The sequence below is a fragment of the Vibrio sp. 1078-1 genome (genome assembly GCF_033340475.1).
In genome coordinates this window covers 38,483-51,702 of record NZ_JAWOWM010000021.1, presented here as the reverse complement: position 1 = coordinate 51,702, position 13,220 = coordinate 38,483, and the positions used below count along the sequence as shown (strand labels likewise).

The window sequence follows — 13,220 nt, the reverse complement described above, 5'->3', positions numbered from 1 at the left end:
GTCTACGTTTCGCGATCCGTGAAGGTGGCCGTACAGTAGGTGCTGGTGTTGTTGCTAAGATCTTCGACTAATTCATAACGAATTAAACGAAATCTTGCACTGTTCTTCTTTTTGAAGAAAGCGCATCGAAAAGGGAAGCTTAGGCTTCCCTTTTTCATTTCTAGATTACATTTAGTTATAAGTGTTGAAATAAAAGACGTCACTTTTTCGATTTAAAAACAGAGTTTTACCGGCTTTGTTTCTTAACGCTTTTACTCACCCCTCTTAACCCTTTGATCTTTTCCTGCAGCGGTAAAATCTTTATAACCAAATATTCTGAGCGGACACCATAATGCGACTGGTAACAAGAACTATTCTTGTTTATATTGTTTGTCACAGATTAGTTTTATAGGTTTTTTGAGTATGTACGTTTGTCTTTGCCATGGTGTCTCCGACAAAAAAATTAGGAAGTTGGCGATAGATGAAGGCGTAACAGATATTAAAGGAATCAAAAAGTGCACGGCATTGGGCAGCCAATGTGGTAAGTGCATCAGACAGGCCAAGGAAATTTTAGCGGAAACTAGTTACACGGAATTTAAACAAGCCAGCTAATTGCTGTAAGTATGCAGTAATTATTTGCCTTACATTTTGACACCTTCTCATTTGCTTCTACATTTAAATGAAGCCAAAGAGGAGGGTTTTGTCATGAAAGGCGATCCAATCATCATTCAACATCTCAATAAAGTGCTCGGTAACGAGCTCGTCGCTATTAATCAGTATTTTCTTCACGCCCGAATGTATAAAGACTGGGGCTTAAAGCACCTAGCAGACAAGGAATATCACGAATCTATCGATGAGATGAAGCATGCCGATCATCTAATTGAGCGTATTTTGTTCCTTGAAGGCCTACCGAACCTACAAGATTTAGGTAAGTTGATGATTGGTGAAGATACCAAGGAAATGCTCGAGTGTGACTTAAAGCTTGAAATGGCGGCTATTCCAGATTTAAAAGATGCGATTGCCTACGCTGAAGACATTCGAGATTATGTGTCTCGAGATCTCTTCCAAGATATTCTTGAAGATGAAGAAGAACATGTTGATTGGCTAGAGACGCAACTTGGCTTGATTGAAATGTCTGGTATTGAGAATTATCTCCAAGCGCAATACGTGGACGAAGAGTAACGATACTTTCTGAGTTTGCATACTCCAATAATAGTAAGAAGAAAGAGCACCTGACTCGAAAATCAGGTGCTTAACCCCGTTATCTGGTCTAATCTCTTTTATTATCGGCTTTTTAAGGATATTGCTCGCAATCTTGCCTATGAAGTTTGATTTCTATCCGATAGAATTTATGCCCCCTTACCTAAAAATAAAAAAGAGAAACGTCCATGTCTGAAGACAACCACCAAGCAGCCACTCCAGAAGAAGAACATCGCCAAAAAGCATTGGATTACCATGCTTATCCAACTCCAGGAAAGATTGCTGTCGAACTTACAAAGCCTGCGGAAACGGCGGGTGATCTTGCCCTTGCTTACAGCCCTGGTGTTGCAGAGCCAGTGCGTGAAATCGCACAAAACCCGGATAACGTGTACAAGTACACTGCAAAAGGGAACATGGTTGCTGTTATTTCTAACGGTACCGCTATTCTAGGTCTAGGTAACCTAGGTCCACTTGCATCTAAGCCAGTGATGGAAGGTAAAGCGTTACTGTTTAAGCGTTTCGCAGGTCTTGACTCTATTGATATTGAAGTTAAGCACCGCACGATCGATGAATTTGTTGATACTGTTGCGAGCATTGCAGACACTTTTGGCGGTATCAACCTTGAAGATATTAAAGCACCAGACTGTTTTGAGATTGAAAAGCGTCTGATTGAGCGTTGTGATGTACCAGTATTCCACGATGATCAACATGGTACTGCTATTGTAACGGCAGCGGGTATGCTGAATGCAATCGAACTTCAAGGTAAGAAACTTGAAGATTCAACAATTGTTTGTCTTGGCGCTGGCGCTGCCGCTGTAGCGTGTATGGAGCTTCTGATCAAATGCGGTGCAATGCGCGAAAAAATCTACATGCTAGATCGCAAAGGTGTGATTCACACTCGTCGTGATGACCTTAATGAATATAAGCAGTTATTTGCGAACAATACAGATAAGCGCACACTAGAAGACGTAATTGAAGGTGCAGATCTGTTCCTAGGTGTATCTGGTCCAAACCTGTTGCCAGCGGAAGCGTTGAAGTTGATGGCTGATAAGCCAATCGTATTCGCATGTTCTAACCCGGATCCTGAAATCAAGCCGGAACTTGCTCACGCAGTTCGTGATGACTTGATCATGGGTACTGGCCGTAGTGATTATCCTAACCAAGTTAACAACGTATTGTGTTTCCCATTCATTTTCCGTGGTGCTCTTGATGTGCGTGCAAGTGAAATCAATGATGAAATGAAACTTGCAGCCGTTGAGGCGATTCGCGAGCTAGCAAAAGAGCCTGTACCTGAAGCCGTATTGAAGGCTGCCGGTGTTGATAAGCTAGAGTTTGGTGCGGACTATATTATTCCAAAACCAATGGATTCACGTTTGCTACCACGTGTTGCAAAAGCGGTTGCTCAGGCGGCGGTTAATTCAGGTGTAGCTCGTATCGAGATGCCTGAAAACTACATGGCAGAGTAATATATCTTTCAGATGTGATACACAAAAATGGGACGCTATTGCGTCCCATTTTTTATGTCATTCATTTGGCTCGAGGCAAGAGTTATTACCTGAAACCTCTTATCAGGCTTTTTTATTCTTCGTCGAATGACTCAAATTCGATGCCCATTTCCGTCATCAGCGCTTTTACTTCTGTTGGAATATCATCAGGACGGTCTTTACGAAGGTCTTCATCTGTCGGAAGTGGCTGACCTGTGTACGCGTGCAAAAATGCCTCGCATAGCAATTCACTATTGGTTGCATGGCGTAAGTTATTGATCTGACGGCGAGTACGCTCATCAGTTAGCACCTTTAAAACTTTTAGCGGGATAGAGACGGTAATTTTTTTTACTTGTTCGCTTTTTTTGCCGTGCTCTGCATATGGGCTAATGTATTCGCCATTCCAGTCAGCCATTGCACACCTTCATTTATGTAATCGGTTAAAAATAATTTAGGTGCTGATTTTAGCTGCATTTACCGCCATAAGCAAAGACATATAGACGTCTAGAAGTGTTGACGTCTCATTTTTTGACGAGTAAAGTGAACATAACAGCAAAGGAAGCGTGTTGATCACTTTATGTTACTCATTAGATATAGCGCATTCCTATTTAGAAGTCATTACCCGTGAAAGGATACACCCATGAGCACTCGCAAACCTGCGACCATTGCAGTACGCACTGGTATTGAATCAGACAGCCAATATCATGCTGTCGTTCCACCTATTTATCTTTCCACTAACTATGGTTTTCCTGCTTTTGGTGAAGTGCCCAAGTATGATTACACACGATCTGGTAATCCAAACCGCGGACTGTTGGAAAGTGCGCTATCTGAACTTGAGTCTGGAAAAGGAGCGGTTGTTACTAACTGCGGTACGTCGGCATTAAATTTATGGGTTTCCGCTTTTCTCGGCCCAGATGATCTCATTATTGCTCCTCACGATTGTTATGGTGGTACCTATCGTCTTTTTAATACCCGAGCTAACAAAGGCGATTTTAAGGTTCAGTTTGTCGATCAATCAGACGAACAGGCTTTAGATGCTGCATTGGCACAAAAACCAAAACTCATTTTGCTAGAAACTCCGTCAAACCCTCTGGTTCGCGTAGTGGATATTGCAGCTACTTGTGAAAAAGCGAAACAAGTCGGCGCGTTAGTTGCGGTGGACAATACCTTTTTGACACCCGTGTACCAAAAACCTTTAGAGCTAGGTGCGGATTTTGTTATCCACTCCACAACAAAGTACATCAACGGTCATTCGGACGTAATTGGTGGGGTAATCATCACCAACACAGAAGCGCATGCAGAAGAGCTTGCATGGTGGGGCAATTGTATTGGTGCAACGGGCACACCTTTCGATAGTTACATGACACTGCGAGGTATTCGTACGCTTGGTGCTCGTATGAAAGTACATGAAGAGAGCTCACAGCAGGTACTGGCTTACCTACAGAAACAAGCGTTAGTTAAAACTATCTATCATCCAAGCCTGCCGGAACATCCAGGTCATGACATCGCTAAAAAGCAGCAAACGGGCTTTGGCTCTATGTTGAGTTTTGAGTTTGCTGGTTCGTTTGAGCAGTTAAAGGTGTTTGTGAAAGAGCTCCAACTGTTTTCATTAGCTGAATCATTAGGTGGTGTAGAAAGTTTGATTTGCCACCCAGCATCCATGACGCACCGTGCAATGGGTGAGGAGGCGCTGGCGGAGGCTGGGGTCTCTCATCAACTATTGCGTTTGTCTGTCGGTTTGGAAGATGCACAAGACCTCATCACAGATTTAGAACAAGCGTTCGCTAAAGCTACCCAGTAATAGGAGACGATAACAATGACTGTACAACGTCAGCTGCATAAGTTTGGTGGCAGTAGCTTAGCAAACCCAGAATGCTACTTACGCGTTGTGGGTATTCTCAAGGAGTATTCGACAGAAAATGATCTTGTGGTCGTCTCAGCCGCAGGAAAAACCACTAACCGCTTGATTGAGTTTTTGGAAGGGTTAAATAAAGATGGCCGAATTGCGCATGAAGCGCTTCAAAGCTTAAGACAGTTTCAAACTGAGCTAATAGAAAGCTTGTTGGAGAGTGAAGCAAAAGAAGAGCTGTTAGCTTTATTACATGATGAGTTCAGTACTCTCTCGGAGCTGACTGCACCACTCACTAATGCGCAAAAAGCCGCGGTACTGGGGCACGGAGAAGTATGGTCTGCTCGCCTATTGGCCGCGTTATTATCTCAACGTTCTATCCCTGCGGTTGCACAAGATGCACGAGCGTTTTTACGTGCAGAAGCGGGAACTCAACCAGAGGTTGATCGCGCTCGTTCACACCCTTTAATTAAAGAGATCCTCGCGCAGCATAACCATAAACGTGTGGTAATTACTGGCTTTATGGCTCAGAACGAGGCAGGAGAAACCATCCTACTTGGTCGTAACGGCTCTGACTATTCTGCAACGGTCATAGGCGCGCTTGCTGAAGTCAGTACTGTCACGATTTGGAGTGATGTTGCTGGTGTCTATAGTGCTGATCCACGTTTGGTGTCTGACGCTTGTTTATTACCGTTACTTCGATTGGATGAAGCCAGTGAACTTGCTCGCTTAGCTGCCCCAGTGCTACACAGTCGTACGCTTCAGCCTGTGGCGCAAAGTACCATGGACCTTAATCTCAAGTGTAGCTATCTGCCAGAGTCGGGTTCTACTCGTATTGAGCGTGTATTGGCATCTGGTCGTGGCGCTAAAATTATTACTTCATTGGATGATGTTTTATTGGTGCAGTTGTCTTTCATGCATGGGCACGACTTCGAAAAAACACAGAGTGATGTATTACAAGCGTTGCAGCGCGCGCAATTAGAGCCATTGGCATTTGAAGCTCAATCCGATCAGCATACGCTACGCTTGGCTTACACCGCAGAAATCGCCGGTGGTGCATTGAAACACTTGCAAGAGCTTGCGGTAGAGGCAGAAATTAAGCTAAAAGAAGGTTACTCGCTCTTAGCTGCGGTAGGTGCAGGCGTTACGAAAAACGCCAATCATTGCTTTGGCTTTTATCAGAAGCTAAAGCACTCTCCGGTAGAATTTATCTCTGAAACAGACTCAGGGCTGAGCCTAGTCGCTGTTTTGCGCCGTACTGATACCGAGGCGTTGGTTCAAACGATTCATAGCCAGTTGTTCCAAGCGCAAAAACGCGTGGCAGTGGCTTTATGTGGCAAGGGTAATATTGGTTCTAGTTGGTTAAATTTATTTGCGACGCAAAAAAGTGAGCTCGAAAAACGTCATGGTATGAGCTTTGATCTTGTCGCGGTTGTGGATAGCCAAACCTATTGGTTCGATGAGCAAGGTATTGAGGCGGTGAGTGTTGCTGAACGATTTGATGATGAAAGCATAGCAAACAATGGGGATTGGCTGGCACGTTTGGGAGCGCTTAAAAGCTACGATGAAGCCGTCGTGCTTGATGTTACCGCGAGTAAAGATTTGGCTCAGCGCTACGTAGAAATCGCACAGCAAGGCATTCATTTGATTTCCGCCAACAAAGTGGCCGGTTCCGCAGATAGTCAGTACTACCATCAGGTTCAAGATGCATTCGCTAAAATTGGTCGTCATTGGCTATACAACGCAACGGTTGGTGCTGGGTTACCGATAAACCATACCGTGCGAGATCTTCGTGAAAGTGGGGATGAAATCGTCGCTCTATCGGGTATTTTCTCGGGGACGCTATCATGGCTGTTCCAACAGTTTGATGGTTCTGTGCCATTTAATGATTTAGTCGATCTTGCTTGGCAGCAAGGGTTAACCGAACCTGACCCTCGTTCTGATTTAGATGGCTCCGATGTAATGCGTAAGTTAGTCATCTTGGCTCGAGAATCGGGCCTAGATATAGAACCAGACAGCGTTAAAGTTGAGTCTTTGGTGCCAGAAGAATTAAGAGAACTGAGCTTAGATGATTTCTTCGATAATGGAGCGTTGTTGAGTGAAATACTTCAAGAGCGTCTGACAAAAGCACAGAGAAACGATCAAGTGCTTCGCTATGTGGCGCGTTTAGAAAAAAATGGTAAAGCAACGGTGGGAGTCGAAGCGTTATCTCGTGAGCACGCGCTCGCCAACTTATTGCCATGCGATAACATTTTTGCCATAGAGAGCAAGTGGTACAAAGATAACCCTCTGGTCATTCGAGGACCAGGCGCAGGCAGAGAAGTGACAGCCGGCGCTATTCAATCCGACCTCAACCGATTGGCTGGTTTATTTTAAAGTTGCGATTGACCTAAAAACCCTGGAATTAATCCAGGGTTTTTTATTCCCCTATCAGTGCCATACTGAAGTCATAACCCGTGCAAAATGGCGAGATGATGCTCAAGTAGAAACTTGAACTATCTTCATTATTAACTTGAGAAAAATTCATAATTACAAGGTTGACATTAAATCGTATTCAATACATTCTGTAGACATATAGACGTCTAAACGTCGATTTTAAGGATTTGTTTTCGTGGCGGAGTGCCGCAGGGAGAGTAAGATGGGATATACGCACGCAGGCCATATCGACGCCTTGAACCAGAATATTGCTGAGTTATCAGATAACATCAATGTATCGTTTGAGTTTTTTCCGCCAAGCAGCGCTAAGATGGAAGAAACACTTTGGAATTCAGTGCACCGTCTTAAAACGCTTCAACCTAAATTTGTTTCTGTGACTTACGGTGCGAACTCCGGCGAGCGTGACAGAACACACTCCATCATTAAAGAAATTAAAGCAACAACCGGATTGGTTGCCGCTCCCCATCTCACTTGTATTGATGCGACTCGTGAAGAGTTGATTAATATTGCCGATGATTATTGGAACAATGGTATTGAAAATATCGTCGCTTTGCGTGGTGATATTCCTCCAGGTGGCGGTGCGCCTGATATGTATGCCTCGGATTTGGTTGAGCTGCTGAAATCACGCCACGATTTCGATATCTCCGTTGCAGCATTCCCTGAGGTTCACCCTGAAGCTAAAAGCGCACAGTCTGACTTATTGAACCTAAAACGTAAGGTAGATGCAGGTGCAAACCGTGCTATTACTCAGTTCTTTTTTGACGTTGAGTCTTACCTGCGATTCCGTGACCGTTGTGTAGCGGCAGGAATTGACGTAGAAATTGTGCCAGGAATTTTGCCTGTATCGAACTTTAAGCAAGCGTCTCGCTTTGCGGCACAGAACAACGTGAAAGTACCAGGATGGATGAGCAAACAATTCGATGGCTTGGATGATGATCCGGTGACTCGCCAGCTTGTAGGAGCTAGCCAAGCTATTGATATGGTGCGTGTACTGAGTCGTGAAGGAGTTAAGGATTTTCACTTCTACACACTAAACCGTGCAGAGATGACTTACGCGTTATGCCATACGTTGGGTGTTCGTCCTCGCGCAGTAGTCGGTGCGTAAATCTGGTTTCAAAAAGATAAAAGGCTTGCCAAGTGGCAAGCCTTTTTCGTTTTATCAAAGCAAAAGGAGTTTAACCAATCACTTCAAGTTCAGTTAGAACTTCTTCTGCCCAAGTGATCCAAGTTTCACGTAACAGAAGGTTACGGCGAAGCGTTAGACGTTCTAGGCGAGCTTGTTTATCTAAAGTTGACGGCGTTGCGTAGTAAGCCGCTTCAATTTCTTTGTAGTGAGAAACCAGTTTGCGAGACTCTTCAACTAGCTCGGCGAGTTGGTCACGGAATGGAGCCGCAGGTTGAACGGCACATGCCATCAATTTCGCTGAAAACTCATCACGAACTGTTGGGTGTGCAGTTGGTTGATCAAACCACTCTCCTAAAGCGCTGCGACCAGCGTCTGTAATGGAGTAAACCTTGCGGTCTGGTTTGCCTTCTTGGGGTTCTAATACGCAAGTAACCAGTTCTTTCTCAGCCATTTTGTTGAGTTCACGGTACACCTGTTGGTGGCTTGCTTTCCAGAAGTAACCGATGCTAGCAGAGAATTCTTTAGTGATATCGTAACCGGTTGCGTCGCGAGTGCTAAGAACAGTTAAGATTACGTGTGGTAATGACATGTCTTCAATCCAAATGGTCAATAAACTTGTAAACAAGCTACTTATACTTTCAGCTGCGCTCTTACTGGCACTTGAGTTTTTTAATGTATAAGTAGCACCAACAATGTTGGTCCTGTCACCTTAAAGCCGTTTATCACCTAGAGAGATGGGGAGTCCCATCAAGGCTGGAGCAGGTATGATTGGATTTATGAGCTCTCAGCAGGCAAGTAGTATATAAATAATAAGCATGAAGTGGAATAGTAGGACAAAATTACCCTAAAAAACTAACATAATAATCAATAGTGTTAACTTGTGGTTTTTTGTTCTTTTATTTTGGTATTTTTTGGGTCTATTATGGTTTATTTGACTGCTTTTGTTTTGGTGAGATTATCCTGTGATAAAAAAAAGCTGAGCATTTGCCCAGCTTTTTATTAAAAATGAAATGATTAGCCTGTGTTACGCATACCAGCAGCAATACCAGCAATCGTCACCATCAACGCTTCTTCCAAGTTTGCAGAAGCTTCTTCGGTTTGACGCGTGCGGTATAGTAGCTCTGCTTGTAGCATATTCAATGGCTCAACGTAGATATTGCGTAAGCGAATCGACTCGAGTCCCCAAGGGTCATGCTGCATCAAGTTTTCGTTGTTCTCTACATTCAGTACCGCTTTGATGTCTTCTTGAAGCTGAGCACGAAGTTTTTCACCGAGTGGACGGAGCGACTCATCCACCAATCGCTCATCGTAGTAGCGAGAGATATCAATATTACACTTCGAGTACACCATCTCTAGCATGCCGAGACGAGTAGAGAAAAACGGCCATTCGCGGCACATCTCTTCGAGCAATGCTTGGTGGCCTTTATCGATCGAGTATTGAATCGCTTCACCTGCGCCTAGCCATGCAGGAAGTACCAAACGGTTTTGACTCCATGAGAAGATCCACGGGATTGCACGTAAGCTCTCTACTCCGCCCTTAGGGTTTCGTTTTGCAGGACGAGAACCAAGTGGCAACTTGCCGAGTTCGAGTTCTGGTGTTGCTTGGCGGAAGTAAGGCACGAAATCTGGCTCGCCACGAACCACATTTCGGTAAGACTCACAGCTTACTTCTGATAGCACTTCCATCAAGTCGCGCCATTCTTGTTTTGGCTCTGGTGGCGGTAACAAGTTGGCTTCCAGAATCGCACTTGCATATAGGTTAAAGCTGTTTACTGCGACATCTGGGAGTCCCAGTTTAAAGCGGATCATCTCGCCTTGCTCTGTTACACGTAAACCGCCTTTCAAGCTTTTTGGTGGTTGCGACAAAAGCGCAGCATGCGCAGGCGCACCACCGCGACCGACTGTGCCCCCACGACCATGGAATAGAGTTAGCTCAACGCCTTCTTCTTCAGCCACTTTAACTAACGATTCCATCGCATGATACTGAGCCCAACCTGCAGACATAACACCTGCATCTTTCGCTGAGTCAGAGTAACCAATCATGACCATCTGGTGGTTTTGGATAAAACCACGGTAAAGGTCAATCCCCATAAGCTGCTTGATGACCGATTCTGCGTTGTTCAAATCGTCTAGCGTTTCGAACAGAGGACACACATCCATGCGGTAAGGGCAACCAGCTTCTTGTAGCAGTAGATGAACGGCTAGTACGTCAGAGGCGGTACGTGCCATTGAAATAACGTAAGCGCCAAACGCTTCACGCGGTTGTGCTGCAACAATCTTACAGGTATCCAAAACCTCTTTGACGGGTTCAGACGGTTCCCAATCACGAGGGAGAAGCGGACGTTTAGATGCCAGCTCGTTAGTTAGAAAAGCAATCTTATCTTGCTCACTCCATTGTTCGTAATCACCAATACCTAAGTAGCGAGTTAGTTCAGACAAGACGTCTGAGTGACGCGTGCTCTCTTGGCGGATATCAAGACGTACAAGATGGATACCAAATGCTTTTACGCGGCGTAGTGTATCCAGTAGTGAGCCGTTGGCTATTACACCCATGCCACATTCGTTTAGTGACTGGTAGCAGGCATACAGCGGTTCCCAAAGTTGCTCGACTTTTTGCAGTGGTGCTTTAACGGCCAGTTTTTGACCGTGGATCTTAGCATCGAGAATATCTTTGGTTTCATTGAGCAGAGTGCGTAATTGCTTCAGGATCGCACGGTATGGTTCGTGCTGATCTTCGCCAGCAAGTTCACGGACTTGATCGTTTGAAACTGTCATAGACAGCTCGCTGATCAACTCGTTGATGTCATTGAGATAAAGATCGGCGGCTTTCCAACGAGACAATAGTAAGACTTCACGCGTAACGTTGTGAGTAACAAACGGGTTACCGTCACGGTCACCGCCCATCCAAGAGGAGAAGTGCACTGGGCGAGCATCAATGGGTAAACCTTCTCCAAGGTAAGATTTTAGACGGTCATTCATCTCACGTAGGAAGTCCGGTACTGCTTCCCATAGCGAGTTTTCAACGACCGCAAAGCCCCACTTTGCTTCATCCAACGGAGTAGGGCGTTGTTGTCGAATCACGTCTGAATGCCAGCCTTGGGCAATCAGTTGCTCTAGGCGGCGTTCGGTTTTTCTGCGCTCTTTAGAAGAAAGATCGCTTAGCTCCAACTTTGATAAGCACTCGTTTATCTTGACCAGTTTGTTGATCATCGTACGGCGCGTAATTTCTGTTGGGTGAGCCGTCAATACCAATTCAATATTTAGATCACGAACCGCTTGGGCAGTGTCCAGTTTGCTCACATCGTTTTGTACCAGTTTAGAAAACAGCGAGTTAATCGCGTCTGGTTCACAAATGTGCTCTTCACAATGGCGTGAAATCGTGTGGTATTGCTCAGCGATATTGGTGAGGTTTAGAAATTGGTTAAACGCGCGAGTAACGGGCGTTAGCTGCTCATCAGGTAGATGTTTGATTTCTTCGATCAAGCTGTCCCTGTCTGCTTGATTCCCTGCTTGAGCTGATTTGGATAATTTACGAATGGTTTCCACTTTCTCGAAGATTTCTTCGCCATGGGCATCGCGAATGGTGTTACCCAATAAGTGGCCTAACATGCGCACATTACTTTTGAGTGCGGCGTATTTCTCGTTCATTGTCGTCCTGCCTCGTAAAAAAACTACATCCATTGTCCTTGTTAAGACTCCAATCTAGCGAAAAGCACCAGTTATAGTCAAATAAAGCAGACTAAGTTTGCAATTATTCCGCTGTCTCCTGATTTAGAGCAAATTTACGGCAGCCATAGAGTAAGAAGTGAAAATTAATTACAAAATAACAAGTTAAATAAGTGTTAAGACTAGCGCTAAATTGTGAAGATAAAAAGATGCAGCTCAATCGAGCTGCACAGACTTTCGAGCTTAAACGCGTATTAACAGCAGTACTTGACCATCGCCTTTGAAAGCACATCAATTGTGGGGTCGATAAAGTCGAAGGATAGAAACTCATCCGGTTGATGGGCTTGGTCGATTGACCCAGGGCCGAGCACCAAGGTTGGACACAACTGTTGTAGAAATGGTGCTTCAGTACAGTAGTTCACGGTTTCTGAACTGGTTTGGCAGATCTCTTCAACACCACCGATAAATGGGTGGTCATGTTGGCATTCGTAACCCGGAATAGGCTCATGCAATGGAATAATCTCCAGTCTCCCAGGCCATTTCGCTTCGACTTCTTTTAATGCTCCGCGCAACATGTTCTCTAAACCATCAAGGCTAATGCCGGGAAGAGGACGCACGTCGTAATGCAGCTCACAGCAACCACAAATACGGTTAGCGCTGTCACCACCGTGAATGTGTCCAAGATTTAGGGTAGGGCTTGGAATGGCAAAACCCGGATGGTGATATTCTTTAATCAATTTGTCACGCAGTTGCATCATGGCGAACATGACTTCATGCATGATCTCAATAGCGTTAACGCCAAGCGCTGGGTCCGATGAGTGACCGGACTTGCCTGTTACGCGAATGGCATTTGCCACATGCCCTTTATGACCTCGAATTGGTACAAGGCTGGTGGGTTCACCAATGATGCAGTAATCCGGCTTAAATGGGGCGTTTGCTGTGAAATGTCGCGCGCCCAACATGGTGGTCTCTTCGTCACAAGTGGCTAATACGTAAAGTGGTTTGCTCTGCTTGCTCCAATCGACTTTCTTCACTGCTTCATAAATAAAGGCGAAAAAGCCTTTCATGTCTGCTGTGCCTAAACCGTAGAAGCGGTTGTCTTTTTCCGTCAGTTTATGCGGATCAAAATTCCATCGCCCTTGATCGAATGGCACGGTATCACTATGGCCAGCAAGTAAAAGGCCACCTTCTCCCTCTCCCATACGTGCGATCATATTGTGCTTGCCTGGCTCGACTTCGATCACTTCAACGCTAAAACCCAGATCTTTAAACCAAGATGCGAGTTTTTCGATGACTTTTGCATTGCCCTGATCCCAGCTCGGATCCGTGGAGCTGATAGAAGAGGTGCTGATGAGTCCTTCATAGACCTCTAGAAAAGTTGGTAATTGCATGGATTCTTCAAATCTCCTGTTGACAGACAGACCACAAAAATGTAAAACACATATTAAATCATATTTAATGAATAAAAAATCAAAATAAA

Annotated in this window: 10 protein-coding genes and 1 pseudogene; 7 read left to right on the top strand and 4 right to left on the bottom strand. The window is 44.8% G+C overall.

Annotation, left to right across the window (positions count from 1 at the left end):
* From R7190_RS23265 to R7190_RS23250, 4 genes and pseudogenes are all read left to right on the top strand, one after another.
* A pseudogene (locus R7190_RS23265) lies at nucleotides 1–71 on the top strand (elongation factor Tu); the annotation flags it as partial.
* A gap of 331 nt (nucleotides 72–402) precedes the next feature.
* Nucleotides 403–591: a (2Fe-2S)-binding protein gene (locus tag R7190_RS23260; protein WP_005381360.1), complete on the top strand. Its 189-nt coding sequence runs from the start codon at nucleotides 403–405 to the stop codon at nucleotides 589–591.
* 93 nt (nucleotides 592–684) lie between these two features.
* Nucleotides 685–1,161, top strand: a complete 477-nt coding sequence (bfr, locus tag R7190_RS23255; protein WP_005381359.1) for a bacterioferritin — start codon at nucleotides 685–687, stop codon at nucleotides 1,159–1,161.
* Between the two features lie 206 nt (nucleotides 1,162–1,367).
* Complete coding sequence (locus R7190_RS23250) at nucleotides 1,368–2,645, top strand: malic enzyme-like NAD(P)-binding protein (RefSeq protein WP_005381358.1); 1,278 nt, start codon at nucleotides 1,368–1,370, stop codon at nucleotides 2,643–2,645.
* A gap of 112 nt (nucleotides 2,646–2,757) precedes the next feature.
* Here the strand turns inward: R7190_RS23250 and metJ are convergent, their stop codons facing one another.
* Nucleotides 2,758–3,078 (bottom strand): met regulon transcriptional regulator MetJ, encoded by a 321-nt coding sequence (metJ, locus tag R7190_RS23245; RefSeq protein WP_005381353.1) that lies wholly within the window; start codon nucleotides 3,076–3,078, stop codon nucleotides 2,758–2,760.
* A gap of 225 nt (nucleotides 3,079–3,303) precedes the next feature.
* On the opposite strand from metJ, the gene R7190_RS23240 reads away from it, so the two are divergent.
* The 3 genes from R7190_RS23240 to metF all read left to right on the top strand — a co-directional run bounded on the left by R7190_RS23240 (nucleotide 3,304) and on the right by metF (nucleotide 8,053).
* The gene (locus R7190_RS23240) at nucleotides 3,304–4,464 is read left to right on the top strand and encodes an O-succinylhomoserine (thiol)-lyase (protein ID WP_005381350.1); all 1,161 of its coding nucleotides are present in this window, start codon (nucleotides 3,304–3,306) and stop codon (nucleotides 4,462–4,464) included.
* Between the two features lie 15 nt (nucleotides 4,465–4,479).
* On the top strand, nucleotides 4,480–6,888 hold the full coding sequence (locus R7190_RS23235) for a bifunctional aspartate kinase/homoserine dehydrogenase II (RefSeq protein WP_186584614.1): 2,409 nt from the start codon (nucleotides 4,480–4,482) through the stop codon (nucleotides 6,886–6,888).
* A gap of 262 nt (nucleotides 6,889–7,150) precedes the next feature.
* Nucleotides 7,151–8,053 carry a methylenetetrahydrofolate reductase gene (metF, locus tag R7190_RS23230; protein ID WP_005381345.1) on the top strand — a complete coding sequence of 301 codons (903 nt, stop codon included), beginning with the start codon at nucleotides 7,151–7,153 and terminating at the stop codon, nucleotides 8,051–8,053.
* 70 nt (nucleotides 8,054–8,123) lie between these two features.
* Here the strand turns inward: metF and R7190_RS23225 are convergent, their stop codons facing one another.
* The 3 genes from R7190_RS23225 to argE all read right to left on the bottom strand — a co-directional run bounded on the left by R7190_RS23225 (nucleotide 8,124) and on the right by argE (nucleotide 13,131).
* Entirely contained in the window at nucleotides 8,124–8,663 is a 540-nt protein-coding gene (locus R7190_RS23225) for a PadR family transcriptional regulator (RefSeq protein ID WP_005382791.1), read from the bottom strand.
* A gap of 425 nt (nucleotides 8,664–9,088) precedes the next feature.
* On the bottom strand, nucleotides 9,089–11,722 hold the full coding sequence (gene ppc / locus R7190_RS23220; protein ID WP_005381336.1) for a phosphoenolpyruvate carboxylase: 2,634 nt from the start codon (nucleotides 11,720–11,722) through the stop codon (nucleotides 9,089–9,091).
* 272 nt (nucleotides 11,723–11,994) lie between these two features.
* Nucleotides 11,995–13,131, bottom strand: a complete 1,137-nt coding sequence (gene argE / locus R7190_RS23215; protein WP_005381335.1) for an acetylornithine deacetylase — start codon at nucleotides 13,129–13,131, stop codon at nucleotides 11,995–11,997.
* Between the last annotated feature and the right edge of the window lie 89 nt (nucleotides 13,132–13,220).